The organism is Janthinobacterium sp. P210005 (assembly GCF_036231865.1).
GTDB classification, from domain to species: Bacteria; Pseudomonadota; Gammaproteobacteria; order Burkholderiales; family Burkholderiaceae_D; genus Janthinobacterium; species Janthinobacterium kumbetense.
Genome location: NZ_JAZARC010000001.1, coordinates 388,495 through 414,117, shown reverse-complemented (window position 1 = coordinate 414,117; position 25,623 = coordinate 388,495). Strand labels below are relative to the sequence as shown.

The 25,623-nt window shown below is 61.6% G+C and carries 24 protein-coding genes; 6 read left to right on the top strand and 18 right to left on the bottom strand.

The window, feature by feature from the left end; genetic code table 11:
• The first annotated feature begins 60 nt into the window (after positions 1-60).
• The 3 genes from VPH40_RS01705 to VPH40_RS01695 all read left to right on the top strand — a co-directional run bounded on the left by VPH40_RS01705 (position 61) and on the right by VPH40_RS01695 (position 3,022).
• Entirely contained in the window at positions 61-1,077 is a 1,017-nt protein-coding gene (locus VPH40_RS01705; RefSeq protein ID WP_289898103.1) for an aldo/keto reductase, read from the top strand.
• Positions 1,078-1,093: 16 nt separating this feature from the next.
• Entirely contained in the window at positions 1,094-1,510 is a 417-nt protein-coding gene (locus VPH40_RS01700) for an SRPBCC family protein (protein WP_099664170.1), read from the top strand.
• 294 nt (positions 1,511-1,804) lie between these two features.
• A complete protein-coding gene (locus VPH40_RS01695; protein WP_083299622.1) occupies positions 1,805-3,022 on the top strand; it encodes an MFS transporter in 1,218 nt (405 codons plus the stop codon).
• A 49-nt stretch (positions 3,023-3,071) separates the two neighbouring features.
• On the opposite strand, the gene VPH40_RS01690 is transcribed toward VPH40_RS01695, so the two are convergent.
• From VPH40_RS01690 to VPH40_RS01665, 6 genes are all read right to left on the bottom strand, one after another.
• Positions 3,072-3,770: an aspartate/glutamate racemase family protein gene (locus tag VPH40_RS01690; RefSeq protein WP_328572452.1), complete on the bottom strand. Its 699-nt coding sequence runs from the start codon at positions 3,768-3,770 to the stop codon at positions 3,072-3,074.
• A 67-nt stretch (positions 3,771-3,837) separates the two neighbouring features.
• Entirely contained in the window at positions 3,838-4,242 is a 405-nt protein-coding gene (locus VPH40_RS01685; RefSeq protein WP_328572451.1) for a hypothetical protein, read from the bottom strand.
• Between the two features lie 20 nt (positions 4,243-4,262).
• Positions 4,263-4,784 carry a hypothetical protein gene (locus tag VPH40_RS01680; protein WP_328572450.1) on the bottom strand — a complete coding sequence of 174 codons (522 nt, stop codon included), beginning with the start codon at positions 4,782-4,784 and terminating at the stop codon, positions 4,263-4,265.
• A 361-nt stretch (positions 4,785-5,145) separates the two neighbouring features.
• Positions 5,146-5,499 (bottom strand): hypothetical protein, encoded by a 354-nt coding sequence (locus VPH40_RS01675; protein WP_251348942.1) that lies wholly within the window; start codon positions 5,497-5,499, stop codon positions 5,146-5,148.
• Positions 5,500-6,023: 524 nt separating this feature from the next.
• Positions 6,024-7,559: an ATP-binding protein gene (locus VPH40_RS01670; RefSeq protein ID WP_328572449.1), complete on the bottom strand. Its 1,536-nt coding sequence runs from the start codon at positions 7,557-7,559 to the stop codon at positions 6,024-6,026.
• Positions 7,560-7,570: 11 nt separating this feature from the next.
• Entirely contained in the window at positions 7,571-8,401 is an 831-nt protein-coding gene (locus VPH40_RS01665; RefSeq protein ID WP_251348944.1) for an alpha/beta fold hydrolase, read from the bottom strand.
• A gap of 238 nt (positions 8,402-8,639) precedes the next feature.
• Here VPH40_RS01665 and VPH40_RS01660 point away from each other — a divergent pair, with 238 nt between their 5' ends.
• Positions 8,640-9,899, top strand: coding sequence for a PepSY-associated TM helix domain-containing protein (locus tag VPH40_RS01660; RefSeq protein ID WP_328572448.1), 1,260 nt, complete (start codon positions 8,640-8,642; stop codon positions 9,897-9,899).
• A gap of 322 nt (positions 9,900-10,221) precedes the next feature.
• On the top strand, positions 10,222-12,525 hold the full coding sequence (locus VPH40_RS01655; RefSeq protein WP_328572447.1) for a TonB-dependent receptor: 2,304 nt from the start codon (positions 10,222-10,224) through the stop codon (positions 12,523-12,525).
• Here the strand turns inward: VPH40_RS01655 and mdcH are convergent.
• From mdcH to mdcA, 9 genes are read right to left on the bottom strand one after another with little or no spacing between them, the layout of a single operon-like run.
• Positions 12,522-13,460: a malonate decarboxylase subunit epsilon gene (mdcH, locus tag VPH40_RS01650; protein ID WP_328572446.1), complete on the bottom strand. Its 939-nt coding sequence runs from the start codon at positions 13,458-13,460 to the stop codon at positions 12,522-12,524. The two genes, VPH40_RS01655 and mdcH, sit on opposite strands and share 4 nt — an antisense overlap.
• Positions 13,457-14,074, bottom strand: coding sequence for a malonate decarboxylase holo-ACP synthase (locus VPH40_RS01645; protein ID WP_328572445.1), 618 nt, complete (start codon positions 14,072-14,074; stop codon positions 13,457-13,459). Before VPH40_RS01645 ends, mdcH begins: the two co-directional genes overlap by 4 nt.
• A complete protein-coding gene (gene madM, locus VPH40_RS01640) occupies positions 14,074-14,838 on the bottom strand; it encodes a malonate transporter subunit MadM (protein WP_251348949.1) in 765 nt (254 codons plus the stop codon). The genes VPH40_RS01645 and madM overlap by 1 nt, the downstream gene beginning before the upstream one ends.
• Positions 14,831-15,259, bottom strand: a complete 429-nt coding sequence (gene madL, locus VPH40_RS01635; RefSeq protein WP_070288196.1) for a malonate transporter subunit MadL — start codon at positions 15,257-15,259, stop codon at positions 14,831-14,833. The genes madM and madL overlap by 8 nt, the downstream gene beginning before the upstream one ends.
• Positions 15,260-15,313: 54 nt before the next feature.
• A complete protein-coding gene (gene mdcE, locus VPH40_RS01630; RefSeq protein ID WP_328572444.1) occupies positions 15,314-16,126 on the bottom strand; it encodes a biotin-independent malonate decarboxylase subunit gamma in 813 nt (270 codons plus the stop codon).
• Complete coding sequence (locus VPH40_RS01625; RefSeq protein ID WP_305051787.1) at positions 16,123-16,977, bottom strand: biotin-independent malonate decarboxylase subunit beta; 855 nt, start codon at positions 16,975-16,977, stop codon at positions 16,123-16,125. The genes mdcE and VPH40_RS01625 overlap by 4 nt, the downstream gene beginning before the upstream one ends.
• Positions 16,974-17,282 carry a malonate decarboxylase subunit delta gene (locus tag VPH40_RS01620; RefSeq protein ID WP_305051786.1) on the bottom strand — a complete coding sequence of 103 codons (309 nt, stop codon included), beginning with the start codon at positions 17,280-17,282 and terminating at the stop codon, positions 16,974-16,976. Before VPH40_RS01620 ends, VPH40_RS01625 begins: the two co-directional genes overlap by 4 nt.
• Positions 17,269-18,150, bottom strand: a complete 882-nt coding sequence (locus VPH40_RS01615; protein WP_442906584.1) for a triphosphoribosyl-dephospho-CoA synthase — start codon at positions 18,148-18,150, stop codon at positions 17,269-17,271. Before VPH40_RS01615 ends, VPH40_RS01620 begins: the two co-directional genes overlap by 14 nt.
• An 8-nt stretch (positions 18,151-18,158) precedes the next feature.
• A complete protein-coding gene (gene mdcA, locus VPH40_RS01610; RefSeq protein ID WP_099664183.1) occupies positions 18,159-19,832 on the bottom strand; it encodes a malonate decarboxylase subunit alpha in 1,674 nt (557 codons plus the stop codon).
• A gap of 119 nt (positions 19,833-19,951) precedes the next feature.
• Here mdcA and VPH40_RS01605 point away from each other — a divergent pair, with 119 nt between their 5' ends.
• Complete coding sequence (locus tag VPH40_RS01605) at positions 19,952-20,869, top strand: LysR family transcriptional regulator (protein WP_328572443.1); 918 nt, start codon at positions 19,952-19,954, stop codon at positions 20,867-20,869.
• Between the two features lie 367 nt (positions 20,870-21,236).
• Here the strand turns inward: VPH40_RS01605 and VPH40_RS01600 are convergent, their stop codons facing one another.
• The 3 genes from VPH40_RS01600 to VPH40_RS01590 form a co-directional block, all read right to left on the bottom strand.
• A complete protein-coding gene (locus VPH40_RS01600; protein ID WP_328572442.1) occupies positions 21,237-21,974 on the bottom strand; it encodes an HNH endonuclease in 738 nt (245 codons plus the stop codon).
• Between the two features lie 7 nt (positions 21,975-21,981).
• Complete coding sequence (locus VPH40_RS01595) at positions 21,982-23,238, bottom strand: ATP-binding protein (RefSeq protein WP_328572441.1); 1,257 nt, start codon at positions 23,236-23,238, stop codon at positions 21,982-21,984.
• 552 nt (positions 23,239-23,790) lie between these two features.
• The gene (locus VPH40_RS01590) at positions 23,791-25,620 is read right to left on the bottom strand and encodes a glycoside hydrolase family 15 protein (RefSeq protein WP_328572440.1); all 1,830 of its coding nucleotides are present in this window, start codon (positions 25,618-25,620) and stop codon (positions 23,791-23,793) included.
• Positions 25,621-25,623 lie beyond the last annotated feature (3 nt).

Genomic DNA, 25,623 nt, shown 5'->3' with positions numbered 1-25,623 from the left:
ACAGGCTTAACTTGTCCAGCTATTCTGTCTGCACTGACTCACTCATTGAAGGAAAACACCATGACGATCAAACACTTACTGACAGGCAAACTGGGTTTCGGCACGGCGCCGCTGGGCAATATGTTCCGTAACATTCCGGAACAGGAAGCGCTGGCGACCGTCGACGCGGCCTGGGAATCGGGCATCCGCTACTTCGACACGGCCCCGTTCTACGGCGCCGGCCTGGCCGAGCTGCGCCTGGGCGCCGCCCTGAAGCAGCGCCGCCGCGACGATTACGTGCTGAGCACCAAGGTCGGCCGGCTGATCCTCGACGAACTGGAAGACCCCGCCGCCCGCGAACTGGGCGAAAAAGGGGGCTTGTTCGAATTTGGCCGCAAGAACAAGATCGTCGATGACTACTCGGCCGACGCCACCCTGCGCTCGATCGAAGACAGTCTGAAACGCCTGGATACGGACCGCCTCGATATCGTCTGGGTACACGACATCGCCCAGGATTTCCACGGCGACAACTGGCTGGCGCAATTCGAGATTGCCCGCACGGGCGCCTTCCGCGTGCTGACCCGCTTGCGCGAAGAAGGCGTCATCAAGGCCTGGGGCGTGGGCGTAAACAAGGTGGAACCGCTGGAACTGACCCTGGACCTGGCCGAAGCCCAGCCGGACGCCTTCTTGCTGGCCGGCCGCTACACCCTGCTCGACCATGAACGTGCGCTGCAGCGCCTGATGCCGGCCGCGGCAAAACAGAACGTCGACATCGTCGTGGGCGGCCCCTACAGTTCAGGCATCCTGGCCGGCGGCGCGCACTTCGAATACCAGAAGGCTTCGCCCGAAATCATTGCCAAAGTAGAACGTATCAAGGCGATTGCCGCGCGCCACGGCGTCAGCGTCAAGGCTGCCGCCCTGCAATTTTCCTTGGCCAATCCGGCCGTGGCTGCCGTGATCCCCGGCGCCAGCCGTCCGGAACGCCTGGCCGAAGACCAGCAAGCGTTACACGCCGTCATCCCCGCCGCCTTCTGGCACGACATGCGCGCCGAGCAACTCGTGTCGCCATTCGCCCCGCTGCCAACCGGCGCCAACTAATAGATAAGGAATGCAGATGGCACACACCACCACCTCGATCGACATCGCCGCCACGCCGGCGCAAGTATGGCAACTGATCGGCGGCTTCAATGCCCTGCCCGACTGGCTGCCCTATATTCCCAGCAGCACCTTGAGCGCAGGGGGCCGCATCCGCCACCTGGCCAACCCGGCCGGCGACGTCATCGTCGAGCAACTGGAAGCGTACGACAACACGGCGCGCAGCTACAGCTATTCCATCCTGCAGGCGCCGTTTCCCGCCGCCGATTACCTGTCGACCCTGAAAGTGGAACCACTTGCCGGCAGCGATGGCGCGCGGGTCACCTGGTCGGGCCGTTTCACGCCCGTGGGCGTGAGCGAGCAGGAAGTGACGGACCTGTTCCACGGCATTTATGTGGCGGGACTGGAAGCGCTGCAGCAATCGTTAGCGAAGTAATACGCAAGGAAGACCATTTCCGCCACAGCCAGGCTTTCTTCGCTCACCCTGTGGCGGAATCGCGCTGATTCCGTGTTATCGTTAACAATAAGAGCAAACGCTGTTGTGTGCAGTGCAGCAGATTTTAGCCGGCGCCCTGCAGAGCTTGCCCGAATCTCTTACAATGTTGTCTTTGGGCAGCTCTTCTAGCCCGAAAATACCGGCCATCCGTCGACTCTGGTGGCGCATTGCCACCTCCGGCTGGGCCACTGCGCGCCCCTCCGCCCTGTCATTCTTTACCCAACTAACAAGAACATGCACGCCTCCGTAGATCCCCTGATTCCGCGCGTCACCGCGCCTTTTGGCGCTGGATACGCCGACCTGGCCCTGGCCATCGGCGGCCTCGCCATCGGCACGGGCGAGTTCGCCTCCATGAGCATCCTGCCCGTGGTGGCCGACGACCTGGGCACGACCTTGCCGCAGATGAGCCACATGATCAGCGCCTACGCGCTGGGCGTGGTCATCGGCGCGCCCCTGATCACCATCTTCCTGGCGCGCATGCCGCGCCGCCTGATGCTGATCTGTCTGATGCTGATGTTCGCTGGCGGCAACTTGCTCAGCGCCATCGCCCCAAATTATGGCTTGCTGGTGGTGGCCCGCTTCGTGGCCGGCATCCCGCACGGCGCCTACTTTGGCGTGGCGGCGCTGGTGGCGGCCGCGCTGGCCGAACCGGACCGGCGCGGCCAGGCCGTGGCCCGCGTCCTGATGGGCTTGACCGTGGCGAATATCTTCGGCGTGCCGCTGGCAACCTACATCGGCCAGACCCTGGGCTGGCGCTCGGCCTTCTTGCTGGTCGCCGCGCTGGGCCTGCTGACCATGCTGATGGTGCGCATCTTCGTGCCCATGGTGGCCGCTGGCGATTCCAGCCCGCGCCGCGAACTGGGCGTGTTCCGCCGCCTGCAAGTGTGGCTGACCCTGCTGATGGTGGCGATCGGCTTCGGCGGCATGTTCGCCGTCTACACGTTTATTACGCCAACCCTGCTGGAAGTGACGAAAGTGTCGCCGCTCGTCATTTCCATCTTGCTGGCCATCATCGGTATCGGCATGACGGTGGGTAATCTGATCGGCGGCTGGCTGGCCGACCGCTCGCGCCTGTGGACCATCTTCGGCGTGCTGCTGTGGAACGTGGCCGCGCTGGCCGCGTTTACTTACACCAGCAGCAATGTCTGGTTGACGGCGATCAACCTGTTCGCCATCGGCGCCGGCATCGCCGTCGCCCCGGCAGTGCAGACGCGCTTGATGGACGTGGCCGGCGACGCGCAAACCGTGGCCGCCGCCCTCAACCATTCCGCCTTCAACATCGCCAACGCCCTGGGCGCCTGGGCCGGCGGCATCGCCATCGCCATGGGCATGGGTTTGCGCTCGACGGGCTGGGTGGGCGCCATGCTGGCCTGCGGCGGCATCGTCGTGCTCGGTATTTCCGTGCTGGTGGAAAACCGCAGCCGGAATGTGAGCGGCGCGCAGCCGGCTTGATGCTGACGAGAGCGGCAGCCTGCCCAGGCAGCCGCTCTGTTGCCAGCGCTTAATCTTCGATGGCAAACGCCACCGCCGCCTCGCAATGAATGGCCGTGGTATTAAATAGCGGCAAGTCCACATCGCCCTGCTGGATCAGCAGCGGTATCTCCGTACATCCCAAAATCACGCCCTGCACGCCTTGCCGCCGCAGTTTCTCGATGATGGCGAGGAAAATCTTCCGGCTGGCGTCGGTAAAGATATTCTGCACCAGTTCCGTATAGATGATGTCGTGCAGGATGTCCTGGTCGGCCAGATCAGGCGTCACCGTGGTGATACCGCGCTGCTCCAGCGCATCGTGATAAAAGCGGCCCGCCATCGTCTGCTTGACGCCCAGCAAACCCACCTTGCGTATGCCCGACTGCTGCACCCGCTTTGCCGTTTCCTCGACGATACTGATAAAAGGCAAGCCGATGCGCGGCACGACGGCCGGCGCGAAACGGTGCGCGCCATTCGCGCACAGCAGGAAGAAGTCCGCGCCCATGCCTTGCAGGCGCTGCCCTTCCCCGACAAGGAATTGCTCAATGGCATGGGAATCGGGCTGCGCTGCGTGCGCGACGAAATCGGCCTGGTCCATGCTGACCAGCATGATGCGCGCGCTGTGCGCTGGCCCGATGCGCGCCACCAGCATTTCATTCAGAAGCCGGTAGTACTCGAGGGTCGAAGCCCAGCCGATGCCGCCAAGTAAACCGATAGTCTTGTTTTGCACATTATTCCCAGCGAAAAGAATTGCGCAAATTATACGATAGCGGCCGCCCGCCACGCGCATGCCGACCTTAGGCGTCGATCCACGCAAACAGCGCCTTGTCCGGCGTGGCGGATTGATGCCAGGTCGATTGCAACTCCATCAGAAATCCGGCCAGATCGAAGGGATTGACATCCAGCCCGGCCCATGGCGCCGTCTGCGCCCATGCCACCGCGATATCGGCCAAGTCGTCGGCCGTCAGCCGCTCGAGAGCCTGCCCCATGGCATGCGCAAACACGTAAAGCTCACGCCCCGGGATAGACACGGGCCTGATGGCAGGCGCTGCCGAGTGGGTCAGCAATTGCCCCAGCGACGCAAAATCCAGTTCGCCGGGCAAGGCAATACCCGTGACGGGAAAGGAGTCGAAGGCATCCTGCCAACTGGCACATGCGCGCATCTCGGCGTCGGAACAGACAAAAATATCGATTTTTTTCATATTGCAGCCATTTGGCACAATCAAACGCCTGCCGCATCATGTTGGCTGGATGTCTCACGGCGGTATTCGCGCTCGAACGCGGCCAGGCTATCCGCCTGCGCCCACAGGCTGGCGATATAGCGGAATTCATCCTCGAATGGCTGCTCGAAATCGGCTACATCCGTCGCATACTCGCAATTGCGGCTCAGCATGACCAGCCAGTCGGGATAATCGAGCGCCGGGTACAGGCGGGTAAAGATGGCGTCGAGCGACGCCGCGCTTCCCCGGCCCGCCAGGTAGGCGGCGCGCAGTTCGACGATGTATTTTCCGGCCAGGAATTGTTCACCGAGGCGCTGCGCTCCCCGGTAGCGCGCGATGATGGCCTCGGCCAGCGGCAGCACCTCGTCGCGGCCCCGGGCGCTGGCCAGCAGCACGACTTCCAGGTCGTCGCCTTCCTGGTCGAGGCGCAAACGCTCCACGGCCCAGTCCACGCAGCGGTCCGTCGGGCCATCGCCATGGCGCAGCTGAAAGCATTCCAGCTCAAGTTCCGTCAATTGTTCCATTGTTATTTTTCCCGTGCGCATAAATGGACGTCAATGCACATAATGATTCGACTCCGGCCCGGCCAATTGCCATAAACGGCGAGCGGTGCCCGGCACGCGGAACGAAGAGTATGGCGGGCATATTATACGACGGACAGTGGAAAGCCCGTACCGGATAATAAGCGGGAGGAATGGGAACGCTTCGATAGAAAAGAGAGGGAGGAGCGATTAAGTACACTGCCGCATAGCGGGGAATTTATTCTGGACAGGAAAAAAAACGATTCACTAAAATGAAAAATCCAGGTTTATCTGGAAAGTATTTATTTAAAGAAACATCAAAACAGGCCATGCGCGCGGCATGCCGAACATGGCCCTTGCCCGATTATTGCGGATTCGACGCCACGATGAATGGATCGAAGGTCAGCAGAGTATTGCCCGCCAACAACAAGGTTATCGTATATTGCACATTGCTGCCTTTGGCATTGACGCGGCCACCCCATACGGTGCTGTCATATTGCGGGTAAGGCGCCGGATTGATCATGCCGCTGGTGATGGCGGTGCCATCGAAGTTGTGGATGGAAACTTGTTCGGCCGGGTCCAGCGAGCTCACGTTCCAGACGATGGTGTCGCCGTTCTTGCACGTTGTCACCAGTTCATTGCCGCCTTCGTTGCCATTGCCCGAGTAGCCGGTCGTATCGACCATGAAGACGTACTTGCTCAGATTTTTTTGTGCCACTGCCTGACCAACATTGACCGCTACCAGTACATTAATTGTTGCCATGATTTTACCCCTATTTGGAATGGAATTAAACATTACAACTATCCTTTGTGCGATGAAATAATGAAGACCCATTCAGGTTTCCGGCAGCGCTCGCGGCGTAATCGGATTCCATCACTGGTGCATAAAAATACGCGAAATGTATCAATTAAAAATACACAAAATATATCAATAAATCACCAAATCTATCGATAAGATAATACGCCTGATGACCAATGATGTTTTTTGACCCTCATTACCGCAACCACGAAGTGAGGATATTTCGTTTATTTTCGCAAGTCAAATTATTTTTAATAATATTTAGAATCTATCCATTAATAACATTTAATTTTTAAATGAAATTTCTTTTATTTATAACATTGAAATTCCGTGTTTGATTTACCGCAAACAATAGAGGTATATCAACGGAAACAGATAATGAAAAGAAAGAAAACCGGGGATGTGATGGGCGCCGCAGGCGGGCAGGATGGCGCTACGGCAACTCAGCTCGTTTGCAGCATCTTCTGCAGCACCGCATCGAGCTCATAAAAATCCACGGGCTTGGTCAGATGTAAATCAAAGCCCGCGTCGGACGCCATCTGGCGGTCCTTGTCCTGGCCCCAGCCCGTGACGGCCACGAGGATGGCGTCCTTGCCGCAGGGCTGGCTGCGCAACAGTCTCGCCACGTCGTAGCCATTCATGTGCGGCAAGCCGATGTCAAGCAGGATCACTTGCGGCATGAAAACTTGTGCGGCTGCCATGCCCGCCGCGCCATCGTAGGCCGTGCGCACGTCATAGCCGAGGATGTCGAGCGCCAGCGCCAGGCTTTCGGCCGCGTCGGCGCTGTCATCGATCACCAGGACCTTGCCTTCGCGCGTGCCGGCCAGCAAGCGGCGGTTGGGTTCGGGCGGCGCCTGCAAGGGCACGGCGGGCAGCGGCAGGCGCAAGGCGAAGGTGCTGCCCTGCCCCACGCCATCGCTGTGCGCGCTGATGCTGCCGCCATGCAACTCGGCCAAGCCGCGCACGAGAGACAGGCCGATGCCCAGGCCGCCCTGGGCCCGCGACAGGGCCGGTTCCAGCTGCGAAAACAGGTCGAATACCGTGTCCAGGTGCTCGGGCGCGATGCCGATGCCCGAATCGCGCACGCTGATGTGCACGTCGTTGTCCGTACATGCCACTTCCAGCCCGATGACGCCGTTGGCGGGCGTGTACTTGATGGCGTTCGTCAGCAGGTTGGCGATCATCTGTCCCAGGCGCGTGGCATCGGCGTCGAGCCAGATGGCTTGCGGCCATTGCTCCACGAGCACCTTGTGGCCGGATTGCACCGCCAGCTCCGCCACGCTGTGCAGGGCCGCCTCCACCACGGGCGCCAGTTCCACGCTGGCGCGGCGCAGTTCCAAACGCCCCTGCGTGATGCGCGACACTTCCATCAAATCGTCGACCAGGTGCGTCATGTGCCCCACTTGCCGGCCCAGCACGTCGCGGGCCCAGCGCAGCTGCGGGTCGTCCAGTTGCGCCAGGCGCAACACTTCCAGCACATTGCGCATGGGCGCCAGCGGATTGCGCAACTCGTGCGCCAGGGTCGCCAGGAATTCGTCTTTGCGCCGGTCGGCGGCGGCCAGCTGTTCATTGAGCTCGCCAGCCTCCTTGCGCGCCAGTTGCAACTGCTGTTCATACTTGCGCCGGTCGCTGGCGACAAAGACGGCGATCTCGTCATAACGCACGCCATCATGTTCGCGGCGCACGGCATTGAACAGCATGGGGATGGACTGCCCCTGGCGCTGGCGCATGTCGAGCAGGATTTCCGACACGCTGCCCTGCACCTGCATCAGCGGCAGCCAGTACGTCTGGTGGAATACGCGCCCGCCGATGGTCAGCAAGTCTTGCAGTTTCTTTTTCCCGAGCAACTCCCCGGCGCCATAGCCGAGCCAGCCGCAAAAGGTGGCGTTCGCCTGCACGATGGTGCCGTCGGCCGTGCACAGCAGCAAGCCGCAAGCTGCGTGCTGAAATAAGGTGCTGGCGTCAGGCAAGGAAGGCATCGTGTCGCGCATTACAGGTGTTGGCCGTCGAGAAAGTGGCGGATGGCGCGGTAGCTGGCGTCGGGCACGCTCATGTGCGGACAATGGCCAACATTTTCGAGCACATGCAGGCTGCTGTGCGGCAACATTTCACGCAAGTACACACCCACGCAAGGTGGCGCGATGAAGTCGTCGCTGCATTGCACGATCAGGGCCGGCGTGCTGTTCTGCGGCAAGACGGCGCGATGGTCGGACAAGAACGTGGCTTGCGCGAAATGCCGGGCGATGACGGGGTCGGTGCGGCAAAAGCTGTTCGCCAGGTCTTGCCCCAGCGCCGGCTGTCCTGGCGCGCCCATGATGGCAGGCGCCATGCCGGCGGACCAGCCCAGGTAATTGCTATCCATGGCATCGAGCAAGTCGTCGATATCGGCACGGCTGAAGCCGCCCCGGTAGCCGGCCGCCGCATCGTCGACATAGCACGGCGACGGCGCCAGCATGACTTGCGCGGCGAACAGCTCCGGCTCGGCGATGCTGGCCAGCAAGGCGCTCATGGCGCTGACGGAATGGCCGATGCAAATGACGGGGCCGCCGCCGACGGCATGGATGACCTGGCGCAAATCGGCGCCATGCGCGTCGAGCCGCGCGTAGCTATCGAAATCATAGGCACTGAGGTCGGAAGCGCCGCTGCCGACCAGGTCGAACAGCACGGTGCGGTAGCGCGCACGAAACAGCGGCTCCAGGTAACGCCACATGGTTTGGTCGCAGCCAAAGCCATGCATGAACACCATGGTGGCAGCGGCGCCCGCCTGTGGCGCACCGTTGCATTCGCGAATGCGGACATTGTTCCGGTCTTCTATGCGCATGCCACCTCAGCCTTGAATATTTCCATGTGGAATGTAAATTAACTTCTTGCTAGCATCTTAGCATGCGCCATTTGACCCTGGGCAACACCATTGGCGCTGGACAAACGCCACGCCACGGCGGATAATGAGAACGATTCCCATTATCAAAATAGCAGGCGTGTGCCTGGCTTTTCCCTGTGCGCCCCCGTGGCGCCTGCTGGCGGCAACAAGCCGGTTTTATGTTAAAGGTTTGTACCGCATGCGCGCTTTCTGGACTGTCATACACCGCTGGGCCGGCCTGACCATCGCCCTCTTTCTCATCGTCGCGGGCCTCACGGGCGCCGTCACGTCGTGGGACCACGAACTGGACGAATGGCTCAACGCCGACATCATGGACACGCCGGGCCGCGGCCCCCTGCAGCCGCCGTTTGTGCTGGCGCAAAAAGTCGCCGCCGCCGACCCGCGCGTGGAAGTCAATTACATGACCCTGGGCCTGGAAGAAGGCCATGCGGCCGCCTTCATGGTGCGTCCGTTGACGGACCCGGCCACGAACAAGCCGTTCGTGCTCGACTACAACACCGTCTACATCGATCCCGTCACGGCGCAGATCACGGGCACGCGCGATTCGACGGCCATTTCCCTGTCGCGCCGCAGCCTGATGCCGTTCCTGCGCCACCTGCACTACAGCCTGCACGTGCCCGCCTTCTGGGGCACGGACCGCTGGGGTTACTGGCTGATGGGGACGGTGGCCCTGGTGTGGCTGCTCGACAGCATGGTGGCGTTTTATCTGACCACGCCGCGCCGCCTGCGCCCGCGCGCGCAAGACGAGGCGCCGCGCCACCGCGACGCCGCCAGCTGGTGGCAGCGCTGGAAACCGTCGTGGGTGCTGCGCTGGGCGGCCGGCGGCTACAAGCTCAATTTCGATCTGCACCGCGCGGGCGGACTGTGGGTATGGCCCGTCATCATCGTCGTCGCGTTTACCTCGTTTTCGCTGAACCTGTACCGCGAAGTGTTTTATCCCGTCATGTCGCTCGTGTCCACCACCACGCCGGGACCGTACGAAACGCAGGTGCCGGCGCCCTACGGCACGTATATCACGCCCGCGATCGGTTTCGAGCAGGCCGTGGAGATTGCCAAAAAGCAAGCCGCGCAGCGCGGCATCACGGCGCCCATCGGCGGCATTTATTATGGCGGCAATTATTCGTTCTACAACGTCTCCTTCTTCGACCCGGCCGACGAATTCGGCGCGGCCGGCATGGGCCTGTCGAACCTGTATGTCGACAGCATGGACGGTAGCATCATCGGCCAGCACAAGCCGTGGGAAGGTACGGCCGCCGACGTCTTCGTGCAACTGCAATTCCCGCTGCACTCGGGCCGCATCCTCGGCTTGCCGGGGCGCATACTGATGTCCTGCATGGGCCTGATGGTGGCCATGCTGTCCGTGACGGGCATCGTCATCTGGGAAAGAAAACGGCGCGCGCGCCGGCTGCAGGCGAAAAAGCCAGCGAACTTCACCTGAAGCAGCGACTCCATCACGGCGCAGGCGGACCAATGCAGTCTGCGCCGCACACCTTGCCAGCGGCCTGATCACGCGCAACGCGCAAGGCCAGCACACCTCCCCACTTTCCTACCCAGTAGCCGGCACATGCCGGCTGCCTGCGCTGCGCGGGTTCCGTGCGCCAGTCCGCCGATGCCATCAAATGCAGTTTACTTGCAATAGCATCAGGCGCAAGCTATTATTGCAACTCAATTGCATTTATACCTTCACGCCGGGCCTGCGCCCAGCACCACCTTCCGCCTTTTTAGAAAGTCCTATGCGCCATCACGTATTCGCAGCTGCCATGCTGTCCACTGCCCCGCTCGCTTACGCGGCGGACGACGTCACCCTGCAAACCATCAAGGTCCGGGCTGACCGGCCTTCCAGCATCGACAGCGTCGTCCTCGTCGAGAATACGCAAACCCAGAACCGGACCCTGGGCGGCATGCTCGAACATGTCTCGGGCGTACAAAGCAGCGCCTTCGGGCCGAATGCGGGCGCGCCGGTGATCCGCAGCCTGAGCGGCAGCCGCGTGCAGATCCTCGAAGATGGCCAGTCCATCCTCGGCATGAATGCGCTCAGCGGCGACATCAACATCCCCTTCGATCCGCTGTTCGCGCGCAGCGTGACGGTGAACAAATCGTCCGATAGCGTGCGTTTCGGCGGCAATGCCATCGGAGGCAGCGTCGACGTCGATTCCGGCATCGTTTCCAGGAAGATGGAAACCAAAGAAAAGGACGTGGAACTGGTCCTGCGCAAGGGCTTTAACGATGCCGACGCGCAAGGCTTGCGCGCAAACTTCAACGATGGCAAGCGCTTCTCGACGAATCTGCAACTGTCCTTCCAGAAGATCGGGCATTACGATATTCCCGGCAACAGCAAGGCCGGCGTGTGCAACAGCCAGCTCTTCCCTGCAACCGGCGGTGTCAACACCTTCCTGGCCGACAGCTGCCAGAAGGAAGCGAGGATCCAGCAAATCTACAACAAGGCGTCGCAACCGTTTATCGACCAGTTCATGAAGGAAAATCCGGACTGGGCGGACGGTGACTTTTCCTTCTACACCAATAATCCCACCTCCGTCTGGCAGCGCAAGACCTACGTCAACCCGGCCAATCCCGCCTACGTGCCGGGTACGCCGTCGATGACGCAGAACAAGATCAACAAGGACGTCACCCCCGATTACCACGCCACCCTGGGCAACAGCAATGCCAGCAATGCCCACTTTGCCGTCGGCACGACCTACTTTTTCGATCGTGGCTACGTGGCCGTCAGTCTCGACTCCAAGGAAAGCGAGTATGGCGTGCCGGGCTTTTCCATGGAAAACAAGTCGTTCGGGGCGAATTATGACGAGGGGTTGCCCGTCGGCGTCGTGATCAAGCAGGATAAATATGCGCTGGAAGCCCGGCTGTCCAGCCCCGTTGCTTATCTTGAAAGCGTGCAATTGCGCATGTCACGCCTGAACAATGCATCGGGAGAGCGCCTGGGTTCCACCAAGGCGAACGATTACCAGTTCGACACGAATCAAGCCGAGCTTCTGCTGGTGCACCGGCGCGCAGGCCCCTTGAGCGGCATGCTGGGCTTGAGCCACAAATCCCGGGATATCGCCGGCAGCGGGCCGCAGCTGTACCTGCCCGACGCGAGCACGGTCAGCCGCGCGCTGTTCCTCAAGGAAAGCCTCGACGTCGACTGGGCCACCTTCGACGCGGGCTTGCGCCATGAAAAAGTCGAGCACGATATCCGCAAGAGCGGCTTCAAGACGTCGAGGAATGCGAGCAACTCGACACTCGAGGACAAGTCGTTCAGCCTGAACAGCTATAGCCTGGGCGCCTCGGCCAAGCTGGGCCAGCTGTTCGGCGCGAAGCTGCGCTATTCATCGTCGGAAAGAGCGCCCGACGTCAATGAGTTGTATGCGAGCAACCGCCACTATTCGATCATGACCCAGGAAGAAGGCAACCAGAACCTGAAGGCCGAGCGCGCGAAGAATACCGAGCTCACCGGCCTGTTCGCCAACCGCGGCTTCCATCTGTCGGCCACCGGTTACGTCATGAAGTACGAGAATTACCTCTACCTTGGCCACTCGGGCGCCCAGATGGCCAATCGCCTGCCCTTGAAGTACTGGAAGCAGACCGATACGACGGTCCGTGGCTTCGAGGTCGACGCCTCCCAGGTCGTGCAGCTTGGCGGCTACGGCAAGCTGAACCTCTCCGCATTCGCCGACCTCGTCAAGAACAAGGCGGACAATCCGGACAAGCTGCGTGCGCACAACGACGGCGCCTACCTGCCCAATATGCCCACCAACCGCTATGGCGCGAATGTGCAGTGGGAAAACAAGGGGTGGAAGGCCCGGCTGTCCGGTACCCGCTATGACAAGCAAAAGTACCTGGGCAAGAGTGTCAGCGAGGAAGTGCCGCTCGACGGCTACACCATGGTGAACTTCCAGGTCAGCCGCGCCCTGCAGGTGGCCAATTCGCCGTTTGCAGGCATCGACGTGTTTATCAGCGGCAGCAACCTGCTCGATGCGGATGCCAGGCCGCACAATTCCCCGCTGAAATACATTGCGCCCTTGCCGGGCCGTGGCTTTCAAGTTGGCTTGAGCGCCGGGCTTTAAGGCACGCTGCAGTTTCGCTCCCGCCGCACCAGCGCCAGCAGGCTGTCGCCCCGGTTGCCGTCGCAGCAGGCGGCCACGCCGTCCGTGAAATCGGGCGCCGTCAGCCGCGTCAGGACGCTGCCGGGCGGCATTTCCAGCGCCAGCCGCGCGCCCCGCTCCCACGCCAGGCGCACGGTACTGGTCCACTGCACGCGCCGCGCCATGTTGGCGGCCAGGCTGTCGCGGATGCGGGCCGGGTCGAACAGCGCGCGCGCCGCGCTGCTGCTCAGGTAGACGAGCGAGGGACGGCGCACGGTCACGCCCTCGAAGGCGGCGGCCATGTCGAGCGCCGCGCCTTCCAGCAGCGGGCAATGCGACGGCACGCTGACGGCCAGGCGCTTGGCCTTGCTGGCGCCCTGCGCCAGGGCCAGCGCCATCACGGCTTGCAAGGCGGGCTCGCTGCCGGCAATGGCGATCTGGCGCGGTGCATTCAGGTTGGCGACATACACGGGGTTCGCGGCGCCATGCACTTGCGCCAGCAACGATTCGAGTTGCGCCAGATCAAGTCCGATGATGGCCGCCATGCCGTAGCCGGCCGGATACGCCTGTTCCATCAACTCTCCGCGCCGCGCCACCAGGCGCACGGCATCCGCAAAATCGAGCGCGCCGGCGACGACGGCCGCCGCATACTCGCCGATGGAAAAGCCGGCCACCATGTCGGGCAGCGCGCCGCGCGCCGCCAGCGAACGCGCCATCGCCACGCCCGCGATCAGCAAGCACAGTTGCACGGCCCGCGTCGACGCCAGCGCTTCGGCCGTGTCCAGCGCCAGGGAATCTTGGCCCAGCACGTCAGCCGCTTCGGCCAGGGCCGCCGCCACGGCCGCATCGTCGGGCAGCGCATGCAGCATGCCGGGATATTGGGCGCCCTGGCCCGGAAAGGTAAACAATACGCTCATGCCTGCTCCCAGGGCGTGGCCGTCAGCACGGGACCGTGGTCCGTTTTCAGCAAGACCCTGCCCCGCCCCGCCGCCCATTCCGCATACGCAAAGCCGCCATGGCCCGTGTCGATTTGCAGATCCAGCCGGCACGCCGTGACCGTGGCGGCGATGGCGCGCAGGGCCTCGGCTTGCGCGGCGTCCGGCGGCGCGGCGATGCGCAGCAGCAGATCGAGGTCGCTGTCGGCGCGCAGCACGGGCAAGCCGCTGGCCAGGGCGAAGCCCACGCCGCCCGTCGGGCCCCAGGCCCAGCCCGTGGCGTCGAGCAGGGGCGCCACCAGCCGCAGCGCATCGAGCGCAGTACAGTCAAAACCGGACGGCGGGGTGTGCGCCAGCCGCGCCAGCATTTCCGGCGTCACGCGGCGCAGCACGGCGGAAGACTCCACTTCGCACGCATGCCGTTCGCTGCGCAGCCGGCCGCGCAAGCCCACGGGGATGCGTCCGGGCGCCGTGCTGGCGCGCCGCACCACCAGCGGCGCCGCCTGCAGCCAGGCCGCGTCGGCCCAGGCGGGCAAGCATGCACCGTCCGGCAAGCCGGACGCCCATAGCAAATCATGCGCGCGCCAGGCGTCCATCAAGCCACCACCGCCTTGACGGCGAAGAACAGCAGCGATGGCCCCAGCAAGCAGCCCAGGCCCGTATGAAACGTGGCCACCAGCGCGCCATACGGCACCAGCTTGCGGTCGGTGGCGGCCAGGCCGGCCGACACGCCGCTGACGGTGCCGGCCAGGCCGCCAAAGACCATCGCCGAACGGGGCGTCTTCAGGCGCAAAAAGCGCGCCGCCGCGGGCGTGCCCACCATCACCAGGATGGCCTTGATGAGGCCTGCCGCGATGCTCAGGGCCATGACGTCCGAGCTGGCGCCGATGGCCGCGCCCGTGACGGGACCGACGATGTACGTGACGGCGCCGGCGCCGATGGTGGTCATGCTGACGGCGTCCGAATAGCCAAACGCGTAGGCGACGCCGGCGCCGACGAGGAACGGCAGCACCACGCCCAGCATCAGCGCCACGACGCCGATCAGGCCCGCCTTGCGCGCTTCCGTCGCCTGCACCTCGAAGGCCGTGGCGACGATGGCGAAGTCGCGCAGCATGGCGCCGCCCATCAGGCCGATGCCGCCGAACAGCGACAAATCGGCCAGGCCCTTGTGGCCGCCGCTATGCACGCCGCCCCAGTACGCGAGGCCCAGGCCGATGACGATGGCGATGGCCGAGCCGTGCACGCGGCCCAGAGTCAGATATTTCGACAGCGTCACCGAGACAAGCATGATCAGGCCGACGAAGGCGAAGGCCGTCACCAGGCCATTGTGGATGGCGGCTTTTTCAAAGATTTCAAGCATGACGGTGTTCCTTCATCAGCATCGAGTCGGCTTGCACGCGGTCGGCTTCAGCGGCAGCGATGGCGGCAGGGCTTTCCGACCGGTTAATCAACGAAATCACGGCGCCGCAAACGAGCACGGAACCGATGGCGGCCAGCACGGCCACCGGGCCGCCGCGCAGCGCCGCCACCACGTCCTGCTGCGCCGCCATCGCCACCACCACGGGAATATACATGGCGCCCCAGTATTCGACGCCCCGCTCCGTCATCTGCGGCAGCCAGGCGCGGCGCTGCATGTAGAGCCGGGCGCAGATCAAGAGCAGCATGGCGATGCCCACGCCGCCCACGTTGGTCTTGACGCCCATCAGCTGCCCGAGCAGGTCGCCCAGGAAGATGCCGAGCAAATGGCACAGTGCCAGCAATGCGGTTCCGTAAATGATCATGATTGTCTCCGTTATAGGAATAGGAATGACTTGATGTCTTCTCTGTTGTTGCCCCTACCACTGCTGCCCCAGCACCTCCCTGACTCTTGCCGACGCCTGGCGGTGCGGCGCGCCCAGGCGGCTGGCCAGTCCCCGTTCCGGATCGGCGCGGATATCGGCCAGCGCCGCCTGCAGGCTGGCGCGCACTTGCGCCAGATCAAGCTCCGACGGCGCGTCCGGCTGCGCCACCTGCAAGGTTTGCCACAACAGTCCCAGGGTGGCGTAGTTCCTGATGTCGTAGGCCATGGGCGCGATGGTCGCGGCCAGCGCTTCGAGCGCTTCCACCGTGCGCAGGGTGATGCGCGCGGCCGACGCCTTGCCCATGGCATGCACCATCACTTGCGGATCGTCGAGCGCGATCAGCCGGTTGGCCTGGTAGCCGTGGGCGAGGAAGGCGCCCGACATGGCCTTGCCGACGATCAGGCCGATCACGGGATGGCCCGCCAGGCGCGCCTCGGCATAGGCGCCCGCCGCGCCGGCCAGCGCCTGGTGGATGCCATACGCTTCTTCGCGCCGGCCATAGGCCTGGCTGGCCACGTCGATGACGGCCACGATGGGCCGCTTCACCGCCAGGTCGCGGTCCTCGGCAAGCACCTGCTGCACGGCGCGCGCCAGCTGCCACGCCTCGACCAGGCCGATTTCCCCCGTGCGGGCGCGCGTAAAACGGTTGCCAGGGTCGGGCAGCACGGCGAGGTAGCGCGCCGCTTCGCCCGCCAGCGGCGCGTCGACCACTCGCACCGAGGGCGGATAGCCGTCCAGCGGCGCAGCGTTGTTCGTGAGTGCCGCCAGCCAGACGGCGCCGCGGCTCGTGTCGGTAATGGCGTTCATGCTGCTGCTCCTTTGCTGTAGATCAAACGTACGGCTTCCGGCGTGGCTTGCGGGCCGGCGTCGACTTGCGCCAGGCGGGCCAGGTAGCCTTCCGCCTGGTCGCTGCGGTGCTGCGCCGGCACGCCGCGCGCGAACAATGCAGCCACGGTGGCGCGCATCTGCGCCGTGTCGTCTTCCACATAGGCGTCGGCCAGGCCGCTCTTAAAACGCTGCTCGCCGCCCGTCAGGCTCCAGATGAAGGGCTTGTTGCGCGAGTCGAATTCGTCCACGCCCGCCTCCTGCTCGATCACGGCCGGGCCGTTGAGACCCAGGCGCGCCTCGCGCGTGACGACCAGGTAGCTGCACAGGCCCGCCGCGATCGACATGCCGCCGTAGCAGCCCACGGTGCCGGCCGTGATGCCGATCACGGGCTGGTAGCGGCGCAAGTCGACGATGGCCGCATGGATGTCGGCAATCGCTGCCAGACCCAGGTTGGCTTCCTGCAGGCGCACGCCGCCCGTTTCGAACAGGATCACGGCCCGCGTCGGCACGCCGTTGCGGTTGTCGCGCGCCGCCAGTTCCAGCGCGCCGGCGATCTTCGCGCCGCCCACTTCGCCCATGCTGCCGCCCTGGTAGGCGCCTTCGATGGCCAGCACCACGGCCGGCTGGCCGTCGAACAAGCCCTTGGCCACCACCACGCCGTCATCCGCCTGCGCCGTCACGCCTTGTTTCGGCAGCCAGGGCGAAGCGATGCCGCAGAACGGATCGAGCAGTTCGCGCATGCTGCCAGAGTCCAGCAAGGCCTTGGCCCGGCTGCGCGCGCCCCGCTCGATGAAGCTGTCGCGCTCCAGCAATTGTTGCAATGTGCTCATGCCGCCCTCCCCGCTTGCAATTCTTCGTACGCTTGCTCGATGCGCATGCGCACCACGCCCGGCGTGGCGCCGCAATCGTTGATGACGATGGCCGCCGCCGGCAGCGGCTCGCCGCCGAAGACGCGCTGCAACAGCGCATCCCACACGGCGCCCTTGCCATCGACGGAGGTGTTGACGACGATGCGGGTCACGCCATCGTCGCCCGGCTGCAGCAGCACTTCCAGGTCGCCCGAACCGACGACGCCGGCCAGGGCGCGCCCCGCTACCGCTGGCCCGGCCGGGAATGTATAGTCACGCGTTTCCATGCGCTTCTCCTTCTGTCAATCGATCGAGGAACAGGGTGGCCGCCAGCAAGTCCGCCGCGCCGCCCGGCGACACGCCGCGATCCAGCGCCACCGCTTCCAGCGCCAGCAGCGCCTCGGTGCCGGCAGCCGTGGCCGCGCCGCCGGCGGCCAGCACCCGCGCCGCACCCGTTTGCAGTGCCAGCAAGGCCTCCTCGCCGCCGCGCGACAGCACGCAGGTGTCGTCCAGGCAGCGGAGAATGGCCAGCAAGGCGTTCAGGCGCGCCGTCGTCTCGCTGTCGCCGCGCGCCCGCGAGGCGTGCAAAGCGGGCAGTCCCGCACCCGTCACCAGGGGGAAACCGGCGCGGGCCTGGCCCCGTGCACCATCGACCTGATACTGGCGGCACGCCAGCTCGCCCTTGTTGCCGGTGGCGCCAGGCGCGCCACGGTCGTGCAAGCGGGCCAGCGCGCCGGCCCGCGCCGCCACGACGTGCGGCGCCAGCGACGCGCCGCGCGCGCCCTGCTGCGCCGCCGCCGTCACCAGCAGGCCCAGCGCCCAGATGGCGCCCCGGTGCGTGTTCACGCCGCCCGTGGCTGCCAGCATCAGCGCTTCGCCGTCGCGGCCGATGGCGCCGATGCGCTGGCGCAGGTCGTCGTCATCGTCACTTTCCCAGCCTGCCTGCGCCATGGCGGCAAACACGGGCTGCAGCACGCAGGCCGAGTGGCACATCAGGGCCCAGTTCAAGTCGGCGTGGGCGCCACGGCTGCGCAAATCGACGAGGCCCGGTTTCGGCGTCAGGGTCACTTCATCGAGCAGCGCCTGCAGCACTTGGCGCGCCAGGGCCGCAGGGCGTACCTGCACCGGCACTGTCGTCATCATTGTGGTCATCATTGTCATCATTACCAGCTCCTGAATTTGGCGGGTGGTTGATACAGGCCGTCGGACCATTCGACCAGGTCGGCGATGCTTTTCGCAGCCAGCAGCGAGCGGTTCGCGGCGCCGCGCTGCACGCCGATATCCTCGGGCAGCGCGATCAAGCCGTCGGCGCGCAGTTTCGCCGTCGTCTTCGGGTCGTGGCGCAGGCCGATGGGCGTCACGCCAGCCACCGCCGCCAGCATGGCCTTGCGTTCGTCGAGCGAGCGAGCCTTGTACAGGTAGGCGATGCCCTCCTCCGTCAGTACGTGGGTGACGTCGTCGCCATAGATCATCACGGGCGCCAGCGGCATGCCGCTGGCCTGGCCCACGGCCACGGCGTCGAGCGATTCGACGATGGTCGGCTGGCCGCCGTCCTGGAAGGTCTCGACCATCTGCACCACCAGCTTCTTCCCGCGCGCGAGCGGGTCGTCCGTCTCGATCAGGTCCAGCCAGGCGGGCGTCGGATGGCGACGGCCGTGCGGATCGTGGCCCATGTTGGGCGCGCCGCCGAAACCGGCCAGGCGGCCGTTGGTGACGGTGGACGAATTGCCCAGGCCATCCATCTGCAGGGTGGCGCCGATGAACAGGTCGACCGCATACTGGCCCGCCAGCTGGCACAGGGCGCGGTTCGAGCGCATGGAACCGTCGCGGCCCGTGAAGAACACGTCGGGCCGGGCGGCCGCATAGCCTTCCATGCCCAGCTCCGCGCCGAAGCAGTGCACGCTCTCGACCCAGCCCGTCTCGATCGCGGGAATCAGGGTCGGATGGGGGTTGAGCACCCAGTTGCGGCAAATCTTGCCCTTCAAGCCCAGCTGCTCGCCGTAGGTGGGCAAAATCAGTTCGATGGCGGCCGTATTGAAGCCGATGCCGTGATTGAGCGACTGCACCTGGTGTTTTTCATACACGCCGCGGATCGCCATCATGGCCATCAGCACGTGCACGGGCTTGATCACGCGCGGGTCGCGGGTAAACAAGGGCTCGATGAAGAACGGTTTGTCGGACTGCACGACGAAATCGATCCACGAGCCAGGCACGTCGACCCGCGGCAAGTCGCTGACGTCGTCGACGATCTGGTTCACCTGGGCGATGACGATGCCGTCGCGGAAGGCGGCCGATTCCACCAGCGTGGGCGTGTCCTCGGTGCTGGGGCCCGTGTACAGATTGCCCTGGCGGTCGGCCATGTAGCCGGCCACCATGACGACGTTGGGCGTGAGGTCGACGAACAGGCGCGCATACAGCTCGATATACGTGTGGATGGCGCCCACTTCCAGCAAGCCATCCTGCAGGAATTGCGCGATGCGCAGGCTTTGCGTGCCGGCAAACGAGAAATCGAGCTTGCGGGCGATGCCCCGCTCGAACAAGTCGAGGTGCTCGGGCAGGCTGACGCTGGGCATGATCAGGTGCAGATGGTGGATCTTGTCGGGGTTGACCTGGGTCAACATGCGGGCGAGGAAGTCGGCCTGCTTCTGGTTATTGCCTTCAAGAACGACGCGGTCGCCCGGCGCAAGCAGCGCTTCGAGCACGGCGACCATGTCGCCCTGTTGCAGCACGGGGCCGCTCGCGTACTGGCGCACGGCTTCCAGGCGGCGGCGCTTCTCCGTGCGCCGCGTGTCCCATTGTTTTTGCCGCTGCGCTGGCGCTGCTGTGGCGGTTGACATCATGCCTCCGGAATGAGCTATCGAACCCCGACGATAGAACGAAAGCGTCACCGCGACAATCAACCTGCTACCATGTTCATTACCTTGAAGTTAATGAACTGCCATAAAAGAGGCTAGCCATGGCCATCAATGAAGAAATCACCTTGAAAAAGCTGGAAGTGTTTCTCAGCTTTATGGAATTGAACAACCTGGCGCGGGTGGCCGATGCGCTGGGCCAGAGCACCGTCAGCGTGCACCGCGCCCTGCATTCGCTGGAAGACGGCTTGCGCTGCCCCCTGTTCAAGCGAGAGGGCCGCAGCCTGATCCCCCTGCATGCGGCCTACACCTTTGCCGAATCGGCGCGGCGCGCGCTGGCCGAGTGCGAGGAAGGCGTGCGCAAGGTACGGGAAATGTCGGGCATCAACCCCGTGCGCCTGAAGATCGGCTCGCTGTATTCCTTGACCCTGCACTGCATCCCGCAACTGGTGATCGCCCTGAAACTGCGCCGGCCGGGCCTGGACATCGACCTGACTCTGGGCTCGAACCGCGAACTGCTGCAAAGCCTGGCCGACGGCAGGCTGGACGCCATCATCGTCGGCGTGCAGGAAGACGAACACCATGCGGGCCTGGTGGCCGTGCCCCTGTTCCAGGACGACATCTTCCTGGCCGCGCCGCTGGCTTCGCCCTATGCGGGGGCCGCTTCCGTAGACTTGCAGGCGCTGCGCGACGACAAATTCGTCACGCTCAACGAGGGATTCGTCACCTCGCAAAGCTTCAACCACGCATTCGAGCTGGCGGGATTTGTGCCCGACACGGCCATGCGCGTGGGCGACATCTTCTCCCTGATCAACCTGGTGAGCGGCGGCATCGGCTACAGCCTGCTGCCCGGCAGAGTGCGCGCCTTCAGCTCGCGCATCGAACTGCTGCCCCTGGACGCCCGCTACGGCTCGCACCAGCAAATCACCCTGCTGATGCTGAGTAGCCGCGAGCGCGATCCGAATTTGCTGGCACTGGCGGCGGAGTGCAGGTTGTATGGGCGCAGGGAGCCAGCCAAGTAAGTTGCTTAGCTAGGTCAAATCGCTGGTGAAGGGTTTTGGAACGGCATTCACAATAATTTCATCTGAATACTTAGGCGCGCACCTTAGCCCCCAAGCGAAGCAAGCATGGCAGTTGCCGTCCACCCCGAAGCCGGGAGGATCGCGCAGTGAATGAGCAACTTATTCGGTATAGTTACAGCCGAGGTCGTGTCAGAATACCGGAGCTGACGCTGTCGCCAATAGCATTCGCCCCTCCTTATGCGCTATTGTTGCAAGACACACCCTCTATGCAACACCTGTCCGCATGGTTGCTCGACCTCTAAAACGAATCTATTTAACATCACATAAAATTAGTTAAAATTTCAAAAAATAACTTAAAATTTACCAATTACGGTCGACTGTAAATGGCAGACTTAATCTCACCTAGTAGATTTAAGAAATTTTTAGCATCTTTAGCTGCAAGCCCAATGGACATCGCACGTGTCAACCTTTCATGAAGTGCCGATGTTATGGGATCAAGTCTATCTATCGCGTGCGCCATTTCAATTTCTGAAAAACTTAAATTTTTATACGTCGCCATTCCCTCAGCGGATCCAGGATTGGGGATATATTTTGCAAAACTAATATCTTCCGTACCTATTTGAAGGTAACGAAGATGACTGGAATATTTAAATCCAGAATCTAACGGATTTATGATTGATAACTTCTTATTTTTTACATACTTATCAACCCTTACTCCTTTCCATCTATTGCAATCGACACATGCCGGTATAAGATTAGCGAGTTTAAAAGTAAGAGATGGATAAATACTTTTAGGCAATACGTGTTCAATATGCCAGCTGTAGCCATAGTGCCCAACAGGACGTCGGCAGTAAGAACATATTCGCCCATATTTTTCATAGATCTTCTTCTGCGCAACTTCGCGAATGAAATCATATGTTTTTCTTTCTGCCAAGGAAAACTTAAATGTTTGCGATGTACCATCACGCAGCTTCAATATTTTAGAGTTTTCCGGTGATGAGAAGGCCGACCATGCTTGGGTACCATTTATTGAACCCGATCGAATAAGCATCACCAACTTAGCGAGATGTCCAAGTTGGATCGAATCCACACATAAAGATTTCATATTTATCTTAACCTTTTAGAGACATCATAAGTCCATGCTCAATAAGTTCTAATGCCATATCTATTTGCTTTTTGACTTGATCGGATAGACCAACTGCCTCTCGAAGGTCGAGTAAAATTTTCTTGGCTTTTCGCTCATTTCCACCTCCAAAATCTTCTGTGGCGCTAAGAACGGCGTCGGCAATTTCCAAGCTGACCTCGCGTGCGTGATATGGAGCTGTCTGAAAGTAACGAAGTACAAGTTGATCATGACTGGCAACCTCAGCGAATGTATGGAATTCACATGTCACAGGAGCTGCACCAGGGCCTTCTTCACCAGGGACTTTGCCTTCAGCCCTTATATGACGCATGACAGCAACTTTATTAAGCTGACTTTGAGGATCATACCTAGCAGCCTCACTTATTACGATCGGCGCATGTGTTGCAATCACTGCGTGAAAACGTTTAAGTCCGGAAAGCAACGACATCAAAGTGCCGTGAAATCCCATCTGCCAATGAAGATGCAGGCTAATCTCTGGTTCATCGATGAGAAAAACTACACCTTCTTCCATCACGCTTAATATTTTTGCGAATAACAATGTTCGGTTCTGTTCTCCTGTACTGAGAAATCCAAAGAGAAGCAGTTGTTCACTTGGTAGTCGAACATAGAGATCAAAATCAATATTTAGTTCCAGATACCGTAAAAATACTCTTATTTGAGGAACCGTCAGGTGTTCGAATCGCCCCCCACCCTTGGAAATTCGATCAAGCATAGATAAGGATGTGGATGTTAGTAAGTCTGCACGTGCCTTGCCACGCGTAGTTTTTACATCAATACGCTCCTCAACTTCTCTTTTTAAATCTTTCCCAAGCGAGAAGGAGAAATCCATTTTTACAGTATCAGACAGTTTCTTAAGAAGGTTTCGATCACGCAACATAGCCTGAAGAATTAATCGACTTAATTGTCGATCAATCGCAGAATGAAATACTGCATTGGGTGCATTTTTCGCCCCCAGATAACGGACGTTACCAACATTTACAGTTCTGAATTTAAATTTATCATAAATGGAATTAGCGATGCAAGCCACCGGACGTAGAGGACGTGTGTGTTCAAGTTGCTCTGCCAATTTACCTAAGATGCTGCTTTTTCCAGTTCCATTATTACCGATTAGATAAGTTACTTTACCTTCGCGCATATACTTAGTTGCCAATTGAATCCGGCCCAATAAGTCTTGAACTAACTTGTCCGATGCCTCCGTTGCATCCGTCTCGATTTTTCTGGCCATCTTGCTCTCCCTATTTAGCATATTAGTTTTAAATACTATATTTGCTAGATAAGAAATTTGCAATGATTAGTTGAACAAGATAAGATTGATAGCACGAATTGGACACTTTCATAGCAATGGCCTGTTGGACATGTTCATGTCGCTCGGTTAATGTGTAGTGCCAAGACTCGGTCAGAGTAACGCTGCGGCATGGCCTTATAGTTCGATCTCAACTTCGTAATTTAGGTAGTGTGGGAAGGTCTATTGTAATCCTTGTTCGATCAACTGCTTTGGTACAATGCATTTGTTTTTCAATAGTAGCGACATACAGCGCGACGACACGCACCTGTGTAAAACACGACCTTGGCACGGATCTGGGGGACGAGTGGAATCCTTGATGAAAGGATTCGAAACTGCATTCACAACTAATTTCGTCAGACTAGCTAGCAGGCTCTTTTAAATGGAACTTCCTAAAAAAATGCCGTGCAGGCTCACCTGAACGGCACTATCCTTCGGAGGGCTTTCCGTGTTAAGCCGATAAAGAAAACTCTCTCGCTGACATCAGTCACACGATCACACCGCACTATCCCAAGGCGCCGACAACCTCACCGCGCAGTTGATCAAGCCCACCATCGAATACGTCTGCGGGAAATTCCCCCACATCTCCCCCGTCACGGGATGCGTGTCTTCCGACAGCAAGCCCAGGTGGTTGCGCGCCAGCAGCATGGTCTCGAAAATCTTGCGTGCTTCGTCTTTCCTGCCGATGCGCGCCAGGGCGTCGATGCGCCAGAAGGTGCAGATATTGAAGGCTGTTTCCGGTTTGCCGAAGTCGTCGGGCGCTTCGTAGCGGCGCATGTAGGGGCCGTCGCACAAGGATGCCTCCAGCGCGTCGACTGTCGCGATGAAACGCGGGTCCATGGGGTCGATGAAGTTGACTTCCGCCATCAAGAGCACGGAGGCGTCCAGGTCGCGTCCGCCCAGGCTTTCCGCGAAGGCTTGCCGCTCTTCGCTCCACGCTTCGCGCAGTAATCTCTCGCGGATCAGCACGGCGCGGCTGTTCCAGTGATCGGCCCGGTCGTCCAAGCCCAGCTTGTGCGCGACCTTGGCCAGGCGGTCGCAGGCGGCCCAGCTCATCAGCATCGACGAGGTGTGGACCCTCGCCCGCGTGCGCAGCTCCCACATGCCCGCGTCCGGCTCCGCGTGCAGGCGGAAGGCCTGGTCGCCCACGGCTTCCAGCGCGGCAAACTCGGCTTTTCCCGCCCGGTGGAACAATCGGTGGTCGAGGAAGGCCTGCGCCGCGCCTAATACAATGTTGCCGTAGACATCGTGCTGGAAGTGTTCCTGCGCCTGGTTGCCGACGCGCACGGGGCCGTTGCCCCGGTAGCCGGGCAAGTGGTCGAGCATGGATTCGGGCAACTGCTCTTCCAGGCCGATGCCGTACAGGGGCTGGATGTGGCCGCCCTTCGAGCGGGCGACGATATTCGTCAGCCAGCGCAGATATTCCTCCATGGTGCCCACTTCCGACAGGCTGTTCAATGCCCGCACGACAAAGAAGGCGTCGCGCAGCCAGCAATAGCGGTAATCCCAGTTGCGGCTGCTGCCGGGCGCTTCCGGGATGCTGGTGGTCATGGCGGCGATGATGGCGCCCGTGTCTTCATATAAAGACAGTTTTAATGTGATGGCGGCGCGGATCACCACGTCCTGCCATTCCAGGGGCACGGCCAGGCGCCGCGTGTAGGTGCGCCAATAATTGATGGTTTCCTTTTCGAAGATGCGCGCCGTCTCGTCGATGCCGCCGGCCAGGGTTTCATCGGGACCGAGAAGGAAGTTGGCAGTGCCGCCCAGCACGAAATACGTTTCGCTCAGTACATAGTTGAGCGATACATCGGTGTTCAGGCGCAAGGTCTGTTCCGGTCCCACGTAGCGGATGTGGTGGCTGCCCTGCGTGATCTGCGGCGCCAGTTTGCCCCAGTCGTAGCGGGGGCGCAGGCGCACGCGGATGCGCACGGCGTGGTCGAGCGGACGGACCCGGCGTATCAGCATCAGCGGGCGGAACATGCGGTCGCGGCTGAGGAATCGGGGGGCAAAATCCGTGATTTCCACGCCGCGCCCCTGCGTATCGTACAGCCGCGTGCGCAGCACGGCCGTGTTCGGCTCGTAGACTTGCTCGCTGCGCGCGAAGTTTTCGATGTCGATGGCCCACACGCTGCCGTTTTCAGTGTCGTCCAGCAAGCGGTTGAAGACGGGATCGCCGTCGAAACGGGGCAGGCACGACCAGACGACCTGCCCCGCCTGGTCGATCAGGGCGCTGAAGGCGCAATTGCCCACCACGCCGCAGTTGAGGGACGCTTGCGCGGGCGCGCCGCCGGGGGTGTCATCAGCTTGTTCATTGGATATGGTCATCGG

What these genes read in the sequence shown, in the direction of transcription:
- VPH40_RS01655 (WP_328572447.1), top strand. Translation starts at nt 10,222, where the DNA reads ATGCTGTCCACTGCCCCGCTCGCTTACGCGGCGGACGACGTCACCCTG.
- VPH40_RS01680 (WP_328572450.1), bottom strand. Translation starts at nt 4,784, where the DNA reads ATGGAACAATTGACGGAACTTGAGCTGGAATGCTTTCAGCTGCGCCAT.
- VPH40_RS01660 (WP_328572448.1), top strand. Translation starts at nt 8,640, where the DNA reads ATGCGCGCTTTCTGGACTGTCATACACCGCTGGGCCGGCCTGACCATC.
- VPH40_RS01620 (WP_305051786.1), bottom strand. Translation starts at nt 17,282, where the DNA reads ATGGAAACGCGTGACTATACATTCCCGGCCGGGCCAGCGGTAGCGGGG.
- VPH40_RS01645 (WP_328572445.1), bottom strand. Translation starts at nt 14,074, where the DNA reads ATGGACGCCTGGCGCGCGCATGATTTGCTATGGGCGTCCGGCTTGCCG.
- madL (WP_070288196.1), bottom strand. Translation starts at nt 15,259, where the DNA reads ATGATCATTTACGGAACCGCATTGCTGGCACTGTGCCATTTGCTCGGC.
- VPH40_RS01600 (WP_328572442.1), bottom strand. Translation starts at nt 21,974, where the DNA reads ATGAAATCTTTATGTGTGGATTCGATCCAACTTGGACATCTCGCTAAG.
- VPH40_RS01685 (WP_328572451.1), bottom strand. Translation starts at nt 4,242, where the DNA reads ATGAAAAAAATCGATATTTTTGTCTGTTCCGACGCCGAGATGCGCGCA.
- VPH40_RS01670 (WP_328572449.1), bottom strand. Translation starts at nt 7,559, where the DNA reads ATGCCTTCCTTGCCTGACGCCAGCACCTTATTTCAGCACGCAGCTTGC.
- madM (WP_251348949.1), bottom strand. Translation starts at nt 14,838, where the DNA reads ATGCTTGAAATCTTTGAAAAAGCCGCCATCCACAATGGCCTGGTGACG.
- mdcA (WP_099664183.1), bottom strand. Translation starts at nt 19,832, where the DNA reads ATGTCAACCGCCACAGCAGCGCCAGCGCAGCGGCAAAAACAATGGGAC.
- VPH40_RS01695 (WP_083299622.1), top strand. Translation starts at nt 1,805, where the DNA reads ATGCACGCCTCCGTAGATCCCCTGATTCCGCGCGTCACCGCGCCTTTT.
- VPH40_RS01665 (WP_251348944.1), bottom strand. Translation starts at nt 8,401, where the DNA reads ATGCGCATAGAAGACCGGAACAATGTCCGCATTCGCGAATGCAACGGT.
- VPH40_RS01605 (WP_328572443.1), top strand. Translation starts at nt 19,952, where the DNA reads ATGGCCATCAATGAAGAAATCACCTTGAAAAAGCTGGAAGTGTTTCTC.
- VPH40_RS01590 (WP_328572440.1), bottom strand. Translation starts at nt 25,620, where the DNA reads ATGACCATATCCAATGAACAAGCTGATGACACCCCCGGCGGCGCGCCC.
- VPH40_RS01705 (WP_289898103.1), top strand. Translation starts at nt 61, where the DNA reads ATGACGATCAAACACTTACTGACAGGCAAACTGGGTTTCGGCACGGCG.
- VPH40_RS01700 (WP_099664170.1), top strand. Translation starts at nt 1,094, where the DNA reads ATGGCACACACCACCACCTCGATCGACATCGCCGCCACGCCGGCGCAA.
- mdcH (WP_328572446.1), bottom strand. Translation starts at nt 13,460, where the DNA reads ATGAGCGTATTGTTTACCTTTCCGGGCCAGGGCGCCCAATATCCCGGC.
- mdcE (WP_328572444.1), bottom strand. Translation starts at nt 16,126, where the DNA reads ATGAACGCCATTACCGACACGAGCCGCGGCGCCGTCTGGCTGGCGGCA.
- VPH40_RS01625 (WP_305051787.1), bottom strand. Translation starts at nt 16,977, where the DNA reads ATGAGCACATTGCAACAATTGCTGGAGCGCGACAGCTTCATCGAGCGG.
- VPH40_RS01615 (WP_442906584.1), bottom strand. Translation starts at nt 18,150, where the DNA reads ATGATGACCACAATGATGACGACAGTGCCGGTGCAGGTACGCCCTGCG.
- VPH40_RS01595 (WP_328572441.1), bottom strand. Translation starts at nt 23,238, where the DNA reads ATGGCCAGAAAAATCGAGACGGATGCAACGGAGGCATCGGACAAGTTA.